Source organism: Candidatus Polarisedimenticolia bacterium (assembly GCA_036004685.1).
GTDB lineage: Bacteria > Acidobacteriota > Polarisedimenticolia > Gp22-AA2 > AA152 > DASYRE01.
Genome location: DASYRE010000048.1, coordinates 47228 through 66806 on the forward strand (window position 1 = coordinate 47228; position 19579 = coordinate 66806).

17 protein-coding genes are annotated in these 19579 nt (G+C 65.9%); 16 read left to right on the plus strand and 1 reads right to left on the minus strand.

Annotated elements, in window-relative coordinates; translation table 11 throughout:
* Positions 1-4 precede the first annotated feature (4 nt).
* The 15 genes from ribD to VGR67_12940 all read left to right on the plus strand — a co-directional run bounded on the left by ribD (position 5) and on the right by VGR67_12940 (position 14767).
* A complete protein-coding gene (gene ribD / locus VGR67_12870; protein ID HEV8337302.1) occupies positions 5-1135 on the plus strand; it encodes a bifunctional diaminohydroxyphosphoribosylaminopyrimidine deaminase/5-amino-6-(5-phosphoribosylamino)uracil reductase RibD in 1131 nt (376 codons plus the stop codon).
* Positions 1135-1758, plus strand: a complete 624-nt coding sequence (locus VGR67_12875; GenBank protein ID HEV8337303.1) for a riboflavin synthase — start codon at positions 1135-1137, stop codon at positions 1756-1758. Before ribD ends, VGR67_12875 begins: the two co-directional genes overlap by 1 nt.
* 139 nt (positions 1759-1897) lie before the next feature.
* Entirely contained in the window at positions 1898-3049 is a 1152-nt protein-coding gene (locus VGR67_12880) for a bifunctional 3,4-dihydroxy-2-butanone-4-phosphate synthase/GTP cyclohydrolase II (protein HEV8337304.1), read from the plus strand.
* 101 nt (positions 3050-3150) lie between these two features.
* Complete coding sequence (gene ffh / locus VGR67_12885) at positions 3151-4479, plus strand: signal recognition particle protein (protein HEV8337305.1); 1329 nt, start codon at positions 3151-3153, stop codon at positions 4477-4479.
* Positions 4480-4519: 40 nt separating this feature from the next.
* Entirely contained in the window at positions 4520-4765 is a 246-nt protein-coding gene (rpsP, locus tag VGR67_12890; protein HEV8337306.1) for a 30S ribosomal protein S16, read from the plus strand.
* A 22-nt stretch (positions 4766-4787) separates the two neighbouring features.
* Positions 4788-5039 carry a KH domain-containing protein gene (locus VGR67_12895; protein ID HEV8337307.1) on the plus strand — a complete coding sequence of 84 codons (252 nt, stop codon included), beginning with the start codon at positions 4788-4790 and terminating at the stop codon, positions 5037-5039.
* Positions 5040-5087: 48 nt separating this feature from the next.
* The gene (gene rimM / locus VGR67_12900; protein ID HEV8337308.1) at positions 5088-5582 is read left to right on the plus strand and encodes a ribosome maturation factor RimM; all 495 of its coding nucleotides are present in this window, start codon (positions 5088-5090) and stop codon (positions 5580-5582) included.
* On the plus strand, positions 5579-6283 hold the full coding sequence (gene trmD, locus VGR67_12905; GenBank protein ID HEV8337309.1) for a tRNA (guanosine(37)-N1)-methyltransferase TrmD: 705 nt from the start codon (positions 5579-5581) through the stop codon (positions 6281-6283). Before rimM ends, trmD begins: the two co-directional genes overlap by 4 nt.
* Before the next feature lie 45 nt (positions 6284-6328).
* Positions 6329-6676, plus strand: coding sequence for a 50S ribosomal protein L19 (rplS, locus tag VGR67_12910; GenBank protein HEV8337310.1), 348 nt, complete (start codon positions 6329-6331; stop codon positions 6674-6676).
* Between the two features lie 16 nt (positions 6677-6692).
* Positions 6693-7307 (plus strand): ribonuclease HII, encoded by a 615-nt coding sequence (locus tag VGR67_12915; GenBank protein HEV8337311.1) that lies wholly within the window; start codon positions 6693-6695, stop codon positions 7305-7307.
* Positions 7307-10057, plus strand: coding sequence for a tetratricopeptide repeat protein (locus tag VGR67_12920; protein ID HEV8337312.1), 2751 nt, complete (start codon positions 7307-7309; stop codon positions 10055-10057). The genes VGR67_12915 and VGR67_12920 overlap by 1 nt, the downstream gene beginning before the upstream one ends.
* A 19-nt stretch (positions 10058-10076) precedes the next feature.
* Positions 10077-10769 (plus strand): NUDIX domain-containing protein, encoded by a 693-nt coding sequence (locus VGR67_12925; GenBank protein HEV8337313.1) that lies wholly within the window; start codon positions 10077-10079, stop codon positions 10767-10769.
* Positions 10770-11286: 517 nt separating this feature from the next.
* A complete protein-coding gene (locus VGR67_12930) occupies positions 11287-12777 on the plus strand; it encodes an aldehyde dehydrogenase family protein (GenBank protein HEV8337314.1) in 1491 nt (496 codons plus the stop codon).
* A gap of 41 nt (positions 12778-12818) precedes the next feature.
* Positions 12819-13934, plus strand: coding sequence for an alanine dehydrogenase (gene ald, locus VGR67_12935; GenBank protein ID HEV8337315.1), 1116 nt, complete (start codon positions 12819-12821; stop codon positions 13932-13934).
* Positions 13931-14767 carry a lipoate--protein ligase family protein gene (locus VGR67_12940; GenBank protein HEV8337316.1) on the plus strand — a complete coding sequence of 279 codons (837 nt, stop codon included), beginning with the start codon at positions 13931-13933 and terminating at the stop codon, positions 14765-14767. The genes ald and VGR67_12940 overlap by 4 nt, the downstream gene beginning before the upstream one ends.
* Here VGR67_12940 and VGR67_12945 read toward each other — a convergent pair.
* A complete protein-coding gene (locus VGR67_12945; protein ID HEV8337317.1) occupies positions 14754-17402 on the minus strand; it encodes a PBP1A family penicillin-binding protein in 2649 nt (882 codons plus the stop codon). The two genes, VGR67_12940 and VGR67_12945, sit on opposite strands and share 14 nt — an antisense overlap.
* 64 nt (positions 17403-17466) lie before the next feature.
* Between VGR67_12945 and uvrB the strand changes: the two genes are divergently transcribed.
* Positions 17467-19569, plus strand: coding sequence for an excinuclease ABC subunit UvrB (uvrB, locus tag VGR67_12950; protein HEV8337318.1), 2103 nt, complete (start codon positions 17467-17469; stop codon positions 19567-19569).
* Positions 19570-19579: the final 10 nt, after the last annotated feature.

A 19579-nucleotide genomic window follows, 5' to 3' on the forward strand; every position in this document is an offset into this window, starting at 1 on the left:
GATCGTGGAAGCCGGAGGAGGCGAAGAGCAGGATCGCAAGTGCCTCTCGGCGTGCTTCGATCTCGCGCTGCTCGGCGAAGGCGAGACGAGTCCGAATCCGATGGTCGGCGCGTTGCTGGTCAAGGAGGGGCGGATCCTGGGCCAGGGGTATCACCGCCGCGCCGGGGATCCCCACGCCGAAGTGGAGGCGCTGGCCTCGGCCGGCGACGGAGCCCGCGGCGGCACGCTGTACGTCAACCTCGAGCCCTGCGTCCATCACGGCCGCACGCCGCCCTGCGCCGACGCTCTCATCCGGGCCGGGGTGAGCGAAGTTGTCGCGTGCATGACCGATCCCGATCCCCGCGTGAACGGTGGCGGGTTCCGGAAGTTGCGGGAGGCCGGAGTCCGCGTCCGGACGGGAATTCTCGAGCGGGAGGCCCGCCGCTTCAACGAGAGGTTCATCAAGTTCGTGACGCGGGGCGTGCCGTTCGTGATTCTCAAGGCGGCCATGACTCTCGACGGCCGGATCGCCGCCGCCTCCGGCGAGTCGCGGTGGATCACTTCTTCGGAGTCGCGGCAGGAGGCGCAGCGCCTGCGCTATCAGAGCGACGCCATCCTCGTCGGGATCAATACGGCCGTCGCGGACGATCCGTTGCTCACGGCGCGTCATCAAAGCGGCAAGGCGCTGGTCCGCGTGGTCCTCGACTCGCGCCTTCGCCTGCCGCCCTCGGCGAGGCTGCTGGCGAACGCCGACGGAGGGAAGACGATCGTCTATGCGCTCGCCGGGGCGCCGGCTGCCCCGCGGCAGCGTCTGGAGCGGCTCCCAGGGGTCGAGGTCGTCGAGGTGGACGGCACGCCGGGCGCGCTCGGCTGGAGCGCGATTCTGAAGGACCTGGCGCGCCGTCAAGTGGGTAGCGTCCTTGTGGAAGGGGGAGGGCGCGTCCTGGGCAGCGCGCTCGCCGGCCGGGCCGGCGATCGGATCGCTCTGTTCATCGCGCCGCGGATTCTGGGGGAAGGCGGCACGCCGGTGGCGAACGGCCTGCGGGTCGGAAAGCTGGAGGAAGCGCTGCCGATTCACGAATGGAGCTGGCGGGCGGTCGGCCCCGATCTTCTCGTCGAGGGCTATCTGAAGCCGCCGGAGGAGATCGTCGGCTGATGTTCACGGGCTTGGTGGAGCGCGTCGGGGCGGTGGCCAGCCGGCGCGGCGGGAAAGACGGCGCGCGGCTGCGCATCGAATGCGGCGCGATGGCCGGCGGCCTGGGCGCGGGGGAGAGCGTCGCGGTGGACGGCGTCTGCCTCACCGTGATCCGGACCGGCGACCGCTGGTTCGAGACCGAGATCCATCCGGAGACTCTCCGCTGCACCGTCCTGGGAGAGCGGGCGGAGGGAAGCCGCGTCAATCTGGAGCGGGCCGTGCGGGCCGAGGACCGTCTCGGCGGCCATCTCGTCCAGGGCCACGTCGATGGAGTCGGCACGCTGCTGGAGATCGGGCCGGAGGGAGAGGGGCGCCGGGCCCGAGTGGCCGCGCCGCCCGGGCTGCGCCGCTATCTGGCTGTCAAGGGATCGGTCGCCTTGGACGGCGTGAGCCTCACGATCGCTTCTCTCGGCGCGGAGGACTTCGAAGTGGCGTTGATTCCGCATACTCTGGCGCATACGACTCTGGGGGATTGGTCCGTTCCGAGGCGAATCAACGTGGAAGTCGACCTGATCGCCAAATACGTGGAGCGACTTCTGGAGAGCTGGAAGTCGGACGCGGCCTCCGCAGGGGCGAGAGGATGAGGAGAGAGGCATGAAAGCCGGAGCGTCGCGCAAGAAGGGGAAGGGCCGGCTCGCCGGCTCGCCGCCGCGGAGAAGCGTTCCGGCCCGCACCGGCTTCGCCACCGTGGAGGAAGCCGTCCGAGACATCGCCGCGGGGCGCATGGTCGTGGTCGTCGACGACGAGGAACGGGAGAACGAGGGGGATCTGACGCTGGCGGCCGAGAAAGTCACGCCGGACGCCATCAATTTCATGGCTCGCTACGGGAGAGGGCTCATCTGCCTCCCCATGACGCGCCAGCGCCTCCAGGAGCTGGAGATTCCGTTGATGGTGGAACAGAACACGTCCACGTACCAGACGGCGTTCTGCGTGAGCGTCGAGGCCAAGAAGAAGGTCTCCACCGGAATCTCCGCGGCGGATCGCGCCGAGACGGTCCGTGCCGCCATCGATCCGTCGACCCGCGCGCAGGATCTGGCTCGTCCCGGCCACATGTTTCCCTTGATGGCGATGGACGGCGGCGTTCTCAAGCGCGCCGGGCAGACGGAAGCGGCCGTGGATCTCGCGCGTCTCGCCGGATTGCGCCCGGCCGGCGTCATCTGCGAGATCCTGAAGGAGGACGGGACGATGGCGCGCATCCCGGATCTGCTGAAGTTCTCGCAGAAGCACCGGATTCGCATCCTGACGATCGCCGATCTCATCCGCTACCGCGTGCGTCACGAGCGTTTGGTCCGCCGCGTCGCCCAGCCCAAGCTTCCGACCCGCTACGGCGACTTCCGGATCATCGTCTACGAGAGCGATATCGAGCCCAAGAACCACCTTGCCCTGGTGATGGGGGAGATCTCGCCGGAGGAGCCGGTGCTGGTCCGGGTCCATTCCGAGTGTCTGACGGGAGACGTGTTCGGGTCGACCCGCTGCGACTGCGGGCCTCAGCTCCAGAAGGCGCTCGAGATCATCGCCCGCGAGGGCAAGGGGATCATCGTTTACCTCCGGCAGGAGGGAAGGGGCATCGGACTGGTGAACAAGCTCCGGGCCTACGAGCTCCAGGACAAAGGCGAGGATACGGTTCAGGCGAACCACAGCCTGGGATTCAAGGCCGACTACCGCGACTATGGAATCGGAGCCCAAATCCTCCGGGATCTGGGGGCCCGCCGCCTGCGCGTGCTCACCAACAATCCCGTGAAGTTCATCGGCCTGAAAGGCTACGGACTCGAAATCGTCGAGAGGGTCCCCCTCGAGATCCCACCCTCCGGAGAGACGCTGCGCTACCTCAAGACGAAGAAAGAGAAGTTGGGCCACATCCTCTCTCTCGTGTAGATCCGCCGGCTGAATCAGGATCTCGTTGACAGCTTTCTTCTAACCACTATAAAATCAGCAGTTTTTAATCACCAACCGAAGCGGAACGAAGCGGAGACGCGATGTTCGATCAGCTCAGCGGCAGGATCCAGGAGGCGCTGCGCCGGCTGCGCAGCCAGGGCCACCTGACCGAAGCCTCGGTCGGCGAAGGAATCCGCGAGATTCGCCGGGCCCTCCTCGAAGCCGACGTGAACCTGCAGGTCGTTCAGGATTTTCTCGCCAAGGTGAAGGAGCGCGCCGTAGGGGCCGAGGTCCTGGCGAGTCTCTCGCCGGGCCAGCAGCTCGTGGGAATCGTCCATGAAGAGCTGGAGGCGCTTCTGACCGGTCCCGGCCAGAAGCTCCAAACGGCGTCGATGCCGCCGACGGTGGTGGTGCTGTGCGGTCTGCAGGGCTCGGGCAAAACCACCACGGCCGGGAAGCTGGGATTGTACTTGAGGAGCCGGAGCCATCTTCCGATGCTCGTGTCGGTCGACACGCACCGTCCCGCCGCCCGCGAGCAGCTGGCGACGGTGGCCCAGTCCGTCCAGGTGCGCTGGTCGAAAGTGACCGGGGAGGACCCGGTCGACCTCGCCGCGCGCGCCTTGTACGAGGCCCGCCAGTCGGGCAGCGATTATCTTCTCGTCGACACCGCGGGGCGCCTGCAGATCGATCAAAAGCTCATGGACGAGCTCGCCGCGGTGGTGCGCCGGGTGGTGCCGACGGAGATCCTGTACGTCGCCGACGCGATGTCGGGGCAGGACGCCGTGCGCAGCGCCGCCGAGTTCCACCGTCGCGTCCAGCTCACCGGCATCATCCTCACGAAGCTCGACGGGGACGCGCGCGGCGGCGCCGCCCTCTCGGTGCGCAGCGTGACGGGCGTTCCGATCAAGTTCGTGGGGACCGGAGAGAAGCCGGGGGATCTGGAGGCGTTTCATCCCGATCGGATGGCCTCGCGGATTCTCGGCATGGGCGACGTCCTGAGCCTCGTGGAGAAGGCGCAGACTGCCTTCGATCAAAAGGAAGCCGAGGCGATCGAGAAGAAGCTCCGGAAGCAGGAGTTCACCTTGCAGGATTTCCTCGATCAGATGGGCAAGATCCGCCGGATGGGCTCGCTCCAGGACATCCTCGGGATGATCCCGGGTCTCCCGGCGATGGCCGGCGCGGAGGTGGACGAGAAGAAGATGGTCCGCACCGAGGCCATCATCCGCTCCATGACGGCGGTGGAAAGGCGCCGGCCGGAGATCCTCGACGGCAGCCGCCGGCGGCGGATCGCGCGCGGCTCCGGCACCTCGGTGCAGGAAGTCAACGCGTTGCTCAGGCAGTTCAAACAGGCGCGCAAGATGATGCGCGTCTTTTCCGGGAGCGGGCCCCGCCCCTCCCTGCGATCCCTCGCGAAGGGATTCCGAAAGTGAAGGCGCGCGCGCGCCTCGCCATCCATAGGGAGGAGAAGCCATGCTGAAGATCCGTCTGAGAAGGGCCGGGACGCGAAGCAAGCCCTTCTACCGAATCGTGATTTCGGAATCGACGAACCGGCCCGAAGGGGAGTTCGTGGAGAACCTGGGCCATTACGATCCCAAGACCGAGCCGATTACCTTGAAAGTCGACGTCGCCCGCGCCGAGGCCTGGATCAAGAAAGGCGCCACCGCTTCCGACACCGTCCGCAAGCTGTTGGAGCGGGCGCGCGTGGCGCAAACCTAAAGCGCGCCGCGGAGAGCCATCGATGAACCCGGGGGAGAGAAAGATCCAGACCATGGTCGAGACGCTGGTGCGAGCCTTCGTCGATCGCCCGGAAGACGTCGTCGTGAGCCCGGCCCAAAGGCCCGACGCCGGCGTTCTGGAGCTGACGGTCGCCCCTTCGGACATGGGAAAAGTGATCGGCCGGCAGGGGAGGACGGCCCGGGCGCTGCGCACCTTGGTATCCCTGGCGGCCGAGAAGCTGAATCGCCGCTTCCACCTGCAGATTCTGGACTAGATCTTGACAGGGGGCGGACCTGAGGCCGAGGGGGAGCGCTGGGTACAGGTGGCGCGGAAGGCCACCTTGCGAGGTCCCAAGGGTCTTTTGACAGCCCGCCTCGTCGGCAAGGGCAATCCTTTTCGGTCCGGGCAGCGCGTGGCGTTGCGACGCGGCGGCGACCATCGAGAGTATTCCCTTCAAAGCGCCGAAGTGTACCGCGACCGAGTGGTGCTAAAGCTTGCCGGGCTGACCACCGCCCAGGACGCGGCCGTGCTGGAAGGCTCGGATATCTTGCTCCAAAGCAAGGATTTGGTTGACCTTCCAGAGGGCACTTATTATATTTTCCGCCTCGTAGGCCTGAGGGTGATCGGGCCGGAGAAGCGCTGCTTGGGGAGAGTTTTCGAAGTCATCTCAACCGGCGGGACCGATCTGCTCGTGGTCCATGATGAGGCGGGGGAAGAGCGCTTGATCCCCTTTGCCCGCGCCATTTGCAAGCGCATCGACCCGGAAGAGGGGATTATCGAGATCGACCCCCCGGAAGGGCTGCTGGAAATCGAATGAACTTCGATGTCTTGACCATTTTTCCGGGGATGTTCGAGGGCCCGCTGACGGAGAGCATCCTGAAGCGCGGACAGGAGAGAGGTCTTCTCTCCATCCGCCTTCACGATCTTCGCCATTACGCCCACGACCGCCATCGTCAAGTGGATGACACTCCTTACGGCGGAGGGGGGGGCATGATCCTGATGCCTGGCCCGATTTTCGAGGCGGTGGAAGCGATTCGGAAGGAGTTTCCGGCGGGCCGGGATCGCGTCATCCTGCTCAGCCCCCAAGGGCCGCGCTTCAATCAGGAAAAGGCCCGGGAGCTCTGCCGGGACTGGGATCGCCTCCTGCTGATCTGCGGGCGGTACGAAGGGGTCGACGAAAGGGTGCGGGAATTCCTGGTCGACGAGGAAATTTCCGTCGGGGATTACGTCCTCACCGGAGGGGAGATTGCCGCCATGGTGCTCATCGACGCGGTGTCCCGGCTGAAACCCGGCGTCCTGGGCGGCGAGCGCAGCGCCGAAGAGGATTCCTTCATGGAGGGGCTGCTGGAATACCCGCAATACACGCGCCCGGCGGTTTTCCGCGGCCATCCGGTGCCGGAAGTCCTTTTGTCCGGCAATCACGCCGAAATCCAACGCTTTCGGCGCGAGATGGCCTTGAAGAACACGAGAATCAAGCGGCCCGATCTGATTCCGGCCTCCGATGTCGGCAAGCGCTGAAGCCCGACGGAGGGGCCGGTCAACACGCAAGCAGGGAGAGGCATCATGGACTGGGTGAAGATGGTTGAGGCGCGGGAGTTGCGGGAAAAGGCGCCGGTTTTCTCGGTCGGCGACACGGTGAAGGTCCACGTGAAGGTGAAGGAAGGGGAGAAGGAGCGCGTGCAGATTTTCGAGGGGATGGTGATCTCCCGCCGGGGCGGAGGGGTGAGCGCCTCGTTCACCGTCCGGAAGATATCGGACGGAGTCGGGGTGGAGAGGATTTTCCCGCTGCACTCGCCGATCCTCGAGAAGGTCGAAGTGACCCGGCAGGGCCGCGTCCGCCGCGCCAAGCTCTACTACCTCCGCGAAAGGCGCGGCAAGTCGGCGAGGATCCAGGAAAAGAAGTACGTGTGAATCGGAAGCTGTCGGCGTGAGGTGGATTCACGAAGACACGCTCCGGCGGGAAGGTTTCCGCCGCATCGCCGGCCTCGACGAGGTCGGCCGGGGCTCGCTGGCCGGACCCGTGGTGGCGGCCGTGGTGATCCTGGATCGATCGGCCCGCCTCCCCGGAGTGCGCGATTCCAAGCTTCTTTCCGAGGACCAGCGCCGGTCGCAATTCGGCAGGATCGCGCTCTCGGCGATGGCGTACGGCTTCGGAGTCGTGGAGGCCGAGACGGTGGACCGGATCAACGTGCTGGAGGCCTCGCGCCAGGCCATGGTCGCGGCGATCGGCTCGCTCGCCGAGCCGCCCGACGCGCTGCTCATCGACGCCGTGAGGCTTCCCGACGTCGATCTCCCGCAGCGCAGCCTCGTTCACGGCGATCGCCGGTGTCTTTCGATCGCGGCGGCCTCCATCCTCGCGAAAGTCTTCCGGGATGAGATCATGAAAGAGCTCGACGGCGTGTTTCCCGGCTATCGCTTCCGCTTCAACAAGGGCTACGGCACCGAAGAGCACCTGCGCGCGCTCACTTTCCTGGGCCCCACCCCACTGCACCGCCTGAGCTTCTCCGGCGTTCAGCCGCCTCTGTTTCCCGAGGAGGATTGATGGCCGTCAACCGGGCCAAGCTCCTGGAATCGGCGGACAAGCTGGTCCGCCAGGGGAAGCTGGAAGAAGCGATCCGCCAGTACATGGCCCTTTCCGAGGACAATCCGCGCGACGTCAACACGATCAACCGCATCGGCGACCTCTACGTGCGGCTCCGCAAGAACAAGGAGGCGATCCGCCAGTTCATGCGCATCGCCGATTTCTACGCCGGGGACGGGTTCCATCTCAAGGCGATCGCGATGTACAAGAAGATCACCAAGCTGGATCCGTCGAACGTCGACGCCAACGAGAGGCTCGCCGACCTCTATGCGAAGCAGGGGCTGGTGATCGAGGCGCGCACTCAATTCCTGAGCCTGGCCGAACAATGCCTCCGATCCGGGCAAAAGCCGAAGGCGATTGAGATCTACCAGAGGATCCAGTCGATGGAGCCGGACAACCTCAAGGCCCGGGTCATCCTCGCCGACTTGATCGGGAAAGAAGGAGATCCGCGCAAGGCCGCGGACGGTTTCGTCGCCGCGGCGGAGGATTTGCTGGAGCGCGGGCTTCACGACGAGGCCCTCAAGGTCCTCGTCAAGGCGGCCCGGACGCAGCCCGGGCGAGCCGACATTCACGACCGGATCGCCGCCGTCCTGCGGGCCGGAGACAAGAGGCCGCAGGAGCTGGTCGGCACTCTCGAGGGGATGCATCTCGCCAGCCCGGGCACCGCCGGATACGTGGAGATGCTGGCCGAGGCGTACCTCAAGATGGGCCGGGTCTCCGATTTCCAGAAGCTCGTGAAGTCGGCCAAATCGGGGGAGGCTCGGGTCGCCCTCGCCCTCGCCGAGGCGCGCTTCCACGTGTCGCAAGGCGACTCCGAGAAGGCAGTCACCCGGCTGGCCGCAGCCGCCGGAGAAGCGATCCGCGACCCGGGTCCGGAGCAGGGGGCGGTGCTTCTCGAAGAGGCCCTGAAAATAAAGCCTGAATCCGTCGAGATGCTGGAGAAGCTGCTGGACCTCTGGACCACCGCCTCGGAGCCGAAGGGGATCGCCTCGGCCGCGGAAAGGCTGGCCCGGCTCTACTGCGGCGGAGACGACTGGGAGCGCGCCTCGGGAATGTTGGATCGAATCCGTGAAGTCGCCCCGGACCATCCCGCGCTGGAGGCGCTTCGCGAGAAGGTCAACGCCGGTCTCGGGATCGGGGCCTCCGGAGGGCCGGACGAGATGGCCGGCTCGGTTCCCACCCTGGACGAGCTGGAGAAGGTGGTCGAGCTGGAATCCGACTCGGAGGCGGACGCCGGAGAGGAGCAATTCGCCGAGCTCGACGCGGAGCTCGCCTCGGGAGCCGACGAGCCTGAAATCGGCGATGAAAGCCAGGACGCGGCCTATTCGGGAAAGAGCGTCATCCAGGAGATGCGCGGCGAGCCTCCCGGCAAGGAAGTCGACGAGGATTTCCTCAGCGAGCATCTCACCGAGGCCGAAGTCTTTCTGAAGTATGGCCTCGCGGAAAAGGCCCGGGAGCAGCTCCAAGCCATCCTCGATCGGTATCCCGAGCATGTCCCCTCCTTGAAGAAGATGAAGAACATCTACGCGGAGGACGGAAGAAAATCGGATGCCGCCGGGATCTGCCGGAGAATCGCGGAAGTCCATCGAGCGCGTGGCGAAGAGGAAGCGGCGCGTGAGGCGGAGGAGCAGGCGCGGGAGCTCGATCCGGCGGGCGCCGCCCCGGGGCGCGCGGCGCCGGCTCCGGCTCCGGCGAAGGCGGCCGCTCCCTCCCCGGCCCCGGAGCGCGGGATGGATATGGATCTGGAGCTGCCGGATCCGGAAGCGGGCATTCCGCGGGCGACGGGGACGATCCCGGCCGCCAGGAAGGCAGGAGCCCCGGCGCTTCAAGTCAGCGAACCCGACGAACTCTCGATCGAGCTGGACGACGAACCCGCCGAGGAGCCGGAGGAGCGGCCCTTCGGCCTCGATCCGGAGAAGGCGAGCCAGTTCGACTTCTACCTCGAGCAGAATCTCGTGGAAGAGGCCGAAGAGGTTCTAAGGGCGATGGAGCGGACCGCGCCCGGAGATCCGGAGCTGATTCGCCGCCGGGCGCTTCTTGAGGACCGCCGGCCGGCGCCCGCTCCACCCCTCACCGCAAGCGGGGCGTCGGGGAATCTCGACCTGGACGTCGAGCGAGCCTTCGGCGGAACCCCCACGATTCCAGAGGACGCCTCCGAATCGGCAACCGACGGCACCGAGGAAGGCTTCTTCGATCTCGCGGCCGAGCTGAAGAGCCACATTCAAGGCCAGCCCGGCGACCTGGGCGGGGGCGAGAATCCGCCGCCTCTTCGCGAGGAAGCCAGCATCGACGAGATCTTCAAGGCGTTTCGCAAGAAGGTGGATCAGCAAGTCGAGGAGGAGGATTACGAGACGCGCTACAACCTGGGAATCGCCTACAAGGAGATGGGCCTCCTCGACGAGGCGATCGGGGAGTTCCAATACGCCTCCCGGGATCCCAAGCTCTTTCTCGAGTGCTGCAGCATCCTGGGAATCTGCTTCAAGGAAAAAGGAATGACCGACCTGGCCATCAAGTGGTACCGCAAGGCCTTGGAGAGCACCGGCCACTCCGAGGACAAGTATCAGGGTCTCCGCTACGATCTCGGCGAGCTTTACGCCGAGAAGGGAGACTATTCCCACGCCCTCTCGTTCTTCTCCGAAGTGTACGGAATCAACTCCAATTACCGGGACGTCGCCCTGCGGATCCGGGAGCTGAGGAAAAGAGTCGGCTGACGCGATCCGGAGGCGCCCCGTGCCGCGCGAAACGATCCCCCGCCGGGTAGTCGGTCTGCGAATCGTCCGGCGCCTTCCGCCTTCGGGACCGGGCTTCCTGTCGCTTTTCCGGGCGGTTCTGCGCAACGAATACGAAAGCGGCGAATCCTCGGCGGCCTATCGTTACGAGATGGTCGAGAGACGGGGAATCGACAGCGTCGCGATCATGCCGTTCTTCAGGGGCGCGAGCCCGGTGCGGGTCCTCGTCAAGGCGGGATTCCGCCCGGCCCTTTTTCTGCGCGGATCGCGTCCGGCGCCCGGAGAGCCGGCTCGGAAGCGGTCCTGGACGGTGGAGGCGGTGGCGGGAAGCCTGGAGCCGGGGGAGACGAGCGTCGCCCAGATCCGGCGGCGCGCCGCTCGCGAGCTGCGCGAGGAGACCGGCTATCGGGTGCGGCCGGAGGATTTTCGCCCGCTGGGCGCCGGGTTCTTTCCCTCGCACGGCCAGTGCACCGAGAAGATCCACTTGTTCGCGGTCTGTCTGGACCACCGTGCGGCCTCGCTTCCGAAAGGGGACGGTTCGATCAACGAGGCAGAGACCTGGTCGCTCCTTCTGGGGGCCCGGGATCTGATCGCGCGCTGCCGCACCGGCGAGATCGAGGATCCGAAGCTCGAGATTGGGGTCGTCCGCCTCCTCGAGCATCTGCGCCGCCGCGGGCGGGGCGGATTGGCCTGAACCGGGACAAAGTGCGCCAAAATGGGAACAGGCGCGAGCCAGGATGGCGGCCCGGGCCGAGTGACGACCGGCTCGAGCTGATGCCGTATTTGATACGCCGCGAGGAACTTAGGATTCTCACGAGTCTCCGGCTTTCGCTCTGGCAGCCATCTTGCTTGGAAGAGAGACAATCACGGAGAAGCGCCGAGCCCGTGAGCAGAGAACCAGGCGCGGCGATTCTTCGTAGCAAAGTGTGAGTGAGTAGGCAGCCGGTGCAGGTTCGTCGATCCACGAAACAACCTGCCCTCCATAACCCCCCCACCTCAACGAGAGAGAGCAAAATTGCCCGCACCGGCTGCCGGGCATCCTTCCGCCCGCCCGCGCCGCGATCGTCTTCTGCGGCACGAATCGTCCCGCCGCCGCCGTCCGATCGGTCCTTGACAGTGCCGAACGCCATCTGATACTGTGTGCTCCCAATTGCCATAAAACAAACGAGATACTTACTCGTGCCGGGGGCGGCGCGTAAGCAGAGGGAATCATGGCCGAAGCCAAGACATATCGAAACTTCATCAACGGGGAATGGGTCGCCTCCAGTTCGGGGAAAGTATTCGAGAACCGGAACCCCGCCGATCATTCCGAGATCGTCGGCTGCTTCCAGGACAGCTCGCGAGAAGACGTCGACCAGGCCGTCGCCGCCGCCCGCGAGGCCTATCGGAAGTGGCGTCTGACGCCGGCTCCCAAGCGCGCCGAATACGTCTACAAAGTCGGGGAGATCCTGGTTCGCCGCAAAGAAGAGTACGCGCGCGAGATGACGCGTGAGATGGGCAAGATTCTCAAGGAGACCCGCGGCGACGTGCAGGAGGGGATCGACATCTCGTACTACACGGCGGGCGAAGGGCGTCGCATGTTCGGCCGGACGGTTCCTTCGGAGCTGCCGAACAAGTACGCCATGTCCTTACGCATGCCGGTGGGAATCTGCTCGCTGATCACGCCGTGGAATTTCCCGATGGCGATCCCATCGTGGAAGCTGATGCCCGCCCTGGTCTGCGGGAACACGGTGGTCCTGAAGCCCGCCTCCGACACGCCGCTGAGCGCCTATCACCTCGTCAAGGTCTGCCAGGAAGCGGGGATTCCGCGCGGCGTCGTGAATCTCGTCACCGGATCGGGGCGCAACGTCGGCACGCCGCTTCTCGAGCATCCGCACGTCGATCTCGTGTCGTTCACCGGATCCACGGAAACCGGGGGCCAGGTCGGCGAGACCGCCGCCCGTCTGTTCAAGCGATGCTCCCTGGAGATGGGAGGGAAGAACGCGATCATCGTCATGGACGATGCGCGTCTCGATCTGGCGCTGGACGGGGTGCTCTGGGGCGCGTTCGGCACGGCGGGGCAGCGGTGCACCGCCACGAGCCGGGTGGTCGTCCACAAGAAGGTCTATGACGAGTTCATGGAGAAGCTCGTCGAGCGGGCGAAGAATCTGAAAGTCGGGGACGGCCTCGACGAGACCGTGGAGATGGGGCCGGTCATCAACGAGGCCGCGGTCAAGAAGATCACCGACTACGTCCAGATCGGAAGAGACGAAGGGGCCACCCTGACGTGCGGCGGCGTGCGTCTCACCAAGGCGGAGCTGGGGCGCGGGTTTTTCTTCTCGCCGACCATCTTCGGCGACGTCAACCCCGGAATGCGCCTGGCCCAGGAGGAGATATTCGGCCCCATCCTTTCGGTGATTCCCTGCGACGGTCTCGATCAGGCGATCGAGATCGTCAACGGCGTCAAGTACGGCTTGTCGTCGGCCATCTACACACAGGACGTGAACCGGGCCTTCGTGGCGATGCGGGATCTCTTCACGGGGATCTTCTACGTCAATTCCTCCACGATCGGCGCCGAAGTCCAGCTGCCCTTCGGAGGCACGAAGCAGACCGGCAACGGCCATCGGGAGGCGGCGGACACGGCGCTGGACATCTTTTCGGAGTGGAAGGCCGTCTACGTCGATTTCAGCGGCAAGCTGCAGAAAGCGCAAATCGACAGCTGATTCGCGGACCGGGGTTTTCCTCCCTCGAGCGTGGGGCCTCGATGATTCTCGGCGTTCCGAAGGAAGTCAAAGACAAGGAATTCCGCGTCAGCATGGTTCCGGCCGGCGTCAAGAGCCTCACCGACTCCGGTCATCCGGTTTTGATCCAGAAGTCGGCGGGTCTCGGGAGCGGCATCTCGGACGAGGAGTATGCGGCCGCGGGGGGCACGCTGGTCGACGACGCCGAGTCGGTCTTCGCGCGCTCCGAGATGATCGTCAAGGTCAAGGAGCCGCAGCCCGCCGAGATCGCGCGGCTGCGGCGCGGTCAGATCCTCTTCACCTATCTTCACCTCGCTCCCGACCGGGCCCAGACTTTGGGCCTGCTGCAGGCCGGGGTCACGGCGCTCGCCTACGAGACGATCGAAGAGGCGGACGGATCCCTTCCGCTGCTCACGCCGATGAGCGAGGTGGCCGGCCGGATGTCGATCCAGGTCGGAACCCACTATCTCCAGCGCACGCAGGGAGGCCTCGGGATCCTGCTGGGAGGCGTCCCGGGCGTCCTTCCGGGGCAGGTCGTCATCATCGGCGGCGGCACGGTGGGCACCAACGCCGCGAAGCTGGCGCTAGGCCTCGGAGCCCGCGTCACGGTCCTCGAGCGCTCCGCCGACCGGATGCGCTATCTCGACGACATCTTCGGGGGGCGGGTCGAGACGTTGATGTCGAATTCCTACTACCTCGCCGAGTCGGTGGCCCGCGCCGACCTGCTGATCGGGGCGGTGCTCATCGCCGGCGCCTCCGCTCCGAAGCTCGTGAAACGCTCCATGGTCGCGACGATGAAGCGGGGCGCGGTGATCGTCGACGTGGCGGTCGATCAGGGGGGATGCATCGAGACGACCCATCCCACCACCCACAGCGAGCCGATCTTCGAGATCGACGGCGTCGTTCACTATTGCGTCGCCAACATGCCGGGCGCCGTGCCCCGGACCTCGACCTACGCGCTCACCAACGTGACCCTTCCCTATATCTTCCGGGTAGCCCAGCACGGTCTCAAGGAAGCCCTTCGCAACGACTCGGCCCTGGCCCTCGGCCTGAACGTTCACGAAGGAAGGGTCGTGCACCCGGCGGTCGCCGAATCGCAGGGACTGCCCAGCGTGGCGCGCGAGACGATCCTGGCATGACCCAGCCCGCCCCGTCCTGGCGCTTGCTGATCGATTCGCCGCAGGACGGCTTCCGCAACATGGCTCTCGACGAAGCGCTCCTCGAGACCTGCCGGCAGGGAGCCTACCCTCCGGGCGCCTTTCCCGCGCTCCGCCTCTACGGATGGAGCGTCCCGACTCTTTCGCTGGGCCGGTTCCAGGACTCTCTCCGAGCCGTGGATCAGGGTTTCTGCCGGGAGCACGACATTCCCCTCGTCCGCCGTCCCACCGGCGGCGCGGCGGTGCTCCACGATCGCGAGGTGACGTATTGCCTGGTCGGGCCGACTCAAGAGCCTCCCTTCGCCGGGTCGCTCCTGGAATCGTACCGATTGATCGCCGCGGGCATCGCCTCGGCGCTCAGGCTTCTTGGGATCGAGCCCGATCCTCAGGTCCCCGCCCCCGCTCTTCCACGCCATCTCCGGCAGGACCAGTGTTTCGCGCGCGCCTCCAGCTATGAGATCACGATCGGGGGCCGCAAGGTCGTCGGATCGGCCCAGGTGCGGCGCAAAGGAGCTTCACTGCAGCACGGCTCCCTGCTCCTCGACGCCAACGAGGATCTGTTCGACGAGGCGACCGGGGGGCAGCGGGGGGAGCGGCGAGGCTGGACCACGCTGGGGATTCTCGCCGGCCGGCGAGTCGGGTTCGAGGAGGCGGCCCTGTCGCTGGCCCGGGGATTGGGCGAGTCTTTCGGGGTGCGCTGGGAGATCTCGGAGGCGACGGGCGGCGAGGAGCGCCTGGCGGAAAAGCTCCGGGCGCGGAAGTACCTCAACGCCCACTGGACGGCGCGCGGGATCTCGGCCTTCAGTCGTATTTGATCAGGATCAAGGTCGCCTCCCGCCCGTCCTTCCCGACGCGGGGCGGTCCGGTCGTTCCGGAAGCGCTCTCCTCACCCGCTTCGGGCCCTTCGGGTTTCCCTTCCAGGGCCTCGGTCAGCTCGCGCAAGTCCCGGCGTCCGATGTCCAGGGGGATGATCCGCTCGCCGCCCTCCTGACGCAAGACGAGGGACCTCTGGTCCTCCGACAACGACAGCTCTCCGCTGCCCTGCTGCAACAGGCGGCGCAGCCCGTCGGCGTCGATCCGGAGCTCCTGCCGGCGGTTGAATTGATAGCGCTGCAGGTAATAAGGAAGGGAGATGCGGAAGTGCTCCGCCTCGGAGCATTGCGCCGTGGGCTCCGTGCCGCGCAGGAACGCCTCCAGGATGATCGGCTGGCAGTCGGTCTCGACGCTCGCCTTCAATCCCGTCTTCCGGTCGACGGGGACGAAGCTGATGCTGGAGGGCCGCGCGAATTTCTCCACGGGACGGCCCTTCAGGGCGTTCTGCATGAAATCGATCCAGATCGGAAGCGCCACGTGGGCGCCGGTCTCGTCCACCCCGAGGCTCTTGCGTTGATCGAAGCCCACCCAGACTCCGACCGCCAGGCTGGGCGTGAACCCCACGAACCAGGCGTCGGCCAGATCGTCGGTCGTTCCGGTCTTCCCGCCGATGGGCCGGTTCAGCACCCGGGCGGCCGATCCCGTCCCCGTCTCGGTGACCCCTTCCAGGGCGTAGGCCATGAGGTAGGCGATGTCGGGCTTCAGCACTTCCTGAACTTGCGGGTGGGCTTCCTCGCGCTGCTTTCCTTCGCGATCCATGACCTTGCGGATCATGTGGGGCTCGACCCGGATTCCCTGATTCGGCAGAACCGAATAGGCGGACACGATGTCCCAAAGCGAGACTTCGGAGGCCCCCAGGGCGAGCGACGGATACGGGCTGAGGTGGCTGCTGATCCCCATCTTGGCGGCGAGGTCGATGGTCTTCCGGTAGCCGACCTGGTTGATTAGCTTGACCGAGACGATGTTCCGGCTCTCTTCCAGGGCGGTCCGCAGGGTCATCGCGCCGTAATACTGGCGCGTGTAGTTCTCCGGCTGATACTCGACGTTGGTCCGGCTGTCGAGGAAAACGGTCGGCTCGTCGAACAGGCTGTCGGCCAGGGTGTAGCCGCTGTCCAGGGCCGTGAGATAGACGAACGGCTTGAACGCCGAGCCCGGCTGCCGCAGCGATTGAATCGCCCGGTCGAACTCGCTGCGCTCGAAATCGTAGCCGCCCACGAGTGCCTTGACTTCGCCCGTGGCCGGCTCCAGGGCGACCAGCGCCCCCTCGACCAGAGGATCCTGATCCAGGGTCACCAGGAGACGCTTGTTCACCCGATCGACCTGCTCCACGGCGAAGAGCGTGACGTCGCCCGGATGGAGGATCGACGCCGGGGAAGCGGCCCGGGTCCACTTGATCTGCTCGGGGCCGAGCGCGGCCTGGTACTCTCCGAAACGGACGGTGGCCGTCTTTCGATCCACGCGCGTCACCAGCCCGTGAATCAGCGAGCCGGGGCCCGGCTGCCGGACCCAATCGGGATGCTTGTAGGTTTCCTCGGTGGCGTTCTTGTCGCGGTAGACGTTGTCGCGGATCGGACGGAAGCCCTGCCGCTTGTCGACCGCGCGCAGTCCCCGGCTGATCGCCTCGTTGGCCGCTTTCTGGAGGACGGGATCGAGCGTCGTGTAGACTTCCAGCCCCTCCTGATACAGGGTCGACTCGCCGTAGACTCGATCCAGATAGCGGCGCACCTCCTCGACGAAATAAGGCGCCATCTCGCTGTCTTCACGGGGCTGGATGGGCTCGAACGTCTCCTTCTTGGCCGCGTCGGCCTGCTCCCGGGTCAGGTAGCGCTCCTCGACCATCCGGTCGAGCACCCGGTTGCGGCGCGCCAGCGCCAGCTTGCGGTTGCGCAGGGGCGAGTAGGCCTCGGGACGCTGCACCATGCCGGCCAGGAGAGCCGACTCCGACAGGGTCATCTCGCGGGCCGGCTTGCCGAAATAGAAGCGCGAGGCGGTCTCGACGCCGTAACGCCCGTGAGCGAGATAGATCTGATTGCAGTAGTAGACCAGGATCTCCTGCTTTGTGTACGCCTTCTCGATCTGCATCGCCAGGATCGCTTCCTGAATCTTCCGGCGGAACGTCTTGTCCGGCTTCAGGAAGAGCATCTTGGCGAGCTGCTGCGTCAAGGTGCTGCCCCCCTCCTTCTTCTTCAGGTGCGTGACGTCGGTGAACAGCGCCCGGGCGGTTCCCCACGGGTCGACCCCGAAGTGGCGATAGAAGCGGGTGTCCTCGGTGGCGATGATGGCCTCGATGAATTGGCGCGGAATCCCCTTGAGGTCGACCAGGATCCGCTTCTCCCCGCCGAACTGATAGGCGGGGGAGCCGTCATCGGCGTAGAGGACCGTGACGACGGGCGGCTTCCAGTTCTCCAGCCGGGTCACTTCCGGAATGTCGGTCGTCAGCAGGTAACCGGCGGCGGCGCCGGTTGCGCCGGCCAGGAGAAAGATGCCGATGACGATCAGGAGGCGTCGCGAAGGGAGTTTTCGGCGGGGCGGCGGCTGCCCAATTCCTTTACCTTCAGTGTTTTCCTCTGCTATCATCGACGGGAGTATAACACAGCGCCCAGGCGAGACAACTCGAGTCAGCCTCCTCCGGAGAGAGAGCATGGGGGACCGTAAGGAGCCTGCCCCGCAAGCCGTTCCGCGCACCCCTCCGCCAGGGGAGAAAGACGCCGCGGCCCCCCTCGACGCGCCCAGGCCGGCCTCCCCGGAGCCGGGCGGACGTTTTCGGCTGGTGTCGGACTACGAGCCGCGCGGCGATCAGCCCGAGGCGATCGAGAAACTGCTCGGCTCGATTCGCTCGGGACGAAATCACCAGGTCCTCCTGGGGGTCACCGGCTCCGGAAAGACGTTCACCATGGCACAGATCGTCGCGGCCTTGAATCGCCCCACGCTCGTCTTCTCGCACAACAAGACCCTGGCGGCGCAGCTCTACCAGGAGTTCAAGCGCTTCTTTCCGGACAATGCGGTGGAGTATTTCGTCTCCTACTACGACTACTACCAGCCCGAGGCCTACGTTCCCCAGACCGACACGTACATCGAGAAGGAATCAACCATCAACGACGAGATCGACCGGCTGCGCCATTCGGCCACCCGCTCCCTCTTCGAGCGCCGGGACGTCGTCATCGTCGCCTCGGTCTCCTGCATCTACGGGCTGGGCTCCCCCGAGGCCTATCACGGAATGATGGTCTTTCTGGAGGAAGGGTCCGATCTCGACCGCGACGCGATGCTGCGCAAGCTCGTCGAGATCCAATACGAGCGGAAGCAGTTCGATCTCGAGCGGGGCGGATTCCGGGTGCGCGGCGACGTCGTGGAGATTTTTCCGGGATACGAGGAGTTCGCCGTCCGCGTCGAGTTCTTCGGGGACACGGTGGAAGCGTTGCACGCGATCGATCCGATCCGCGGCAAGCCGCTCCGCCGGCTCGGGAGGATCCCGATCTATCCCAACTCGCACTACGTGACTCCCCGGGATCGTCTGGAGAAGGCAGTCGAGACCATCAAGACGGAGCTGGCCGAGCGTCTGGCGGACCTGGAAAGCCGCCACAAGCTTTTGGAGGCGCAGCGCCTCCATCAGCGGACCATGTTCGATCTGGAGATGATCCAGGAGATCGGGTACTGCCAGGGGATCGAGAACTATTCGAGGCATCTCACCGGGCGGAGGCCGGGGGAGCCCCCGCCGACGCTGCTCGACTATCTGCCCAAGGACGCGCTGCTCATCATCGACGAGAGCCACGTCACGATTCCCCAGATCAAGGGGATGTTCCGGGGGGACCGGTCGCGGAAGGAGACCCTGGTGGAATACGGCTTCCGCCTTCCGTCCGCCGTGGACAACCGGCCGCTGACTTTCGACGAATTCCGGCAGCGGGTCGGCCAGATCCTGTACGTCTCGGCGACGCCCGGGCCGTACGAGCTCGAGCAGTCCGGGGGCGAGGTCGTGGAGCAGGTGCTCCGTCCGACCGGCCTGATCGATCCCGAAATCGTCGTCCGGCCGATCCGGAATCAAGTGGACGACCTGCTCGCCGAGATTCGCGAGAGGGTGGCGCTGGGCGATCGGACCCTGGTGACCACCCTGACGAAGCGGATGGCGGAGGAGCTGACCCAGTATTATCGGGACGTCGGCGTCAAGGTCGAATACCTCCACTCCGACGTGGCGACCCTGGAGCGCGTCGGGATCCTGCGGCGCCTGCGGAAAGGCGAGTTCGACGTCCTGGTCGGCGTCAACCTCCTCCGGGAGGGGCTGGATCTCCCCGAAGTCTCCCTCGTCGGCGTGCTCGACGCCGACAAGGAAGGGTACCTGCGCTCGGCGGGGGCGCTGATCCAGACGGCCGGGCGGGCCGCCCGGAACGTCAGGGGGCGCGTGATCTTCTACGCCGATCGAATGACCGACTCGATGGCGCGCGCCATCCATGAGACGGGACGCCGCCGCGAGCTGCAAAAAGCCTACAATGAAGAGCACGGGATCACGCCCGAATCGATCGTCAAGTCGCTCGACGAGGTCCTCGGAAGCGTCTACGAGGCCGACTATCTCAAAATCGACGTCGAGGTCGGAGAGGACGAGATCCCCTACGCCAGCCGCTCCGAGCTGGAGCGCGAGATCCTCGCCCTGAGGGCGGAAATGAAGAAGGCGGCCGCCAACCTCGAGTTCGAGCGCGCCGCGGAGCTGCGGGATCGGATCCGGTTCCTGGAGAAGATCGACCTCAGCGCCTGAGTCGGGAAGA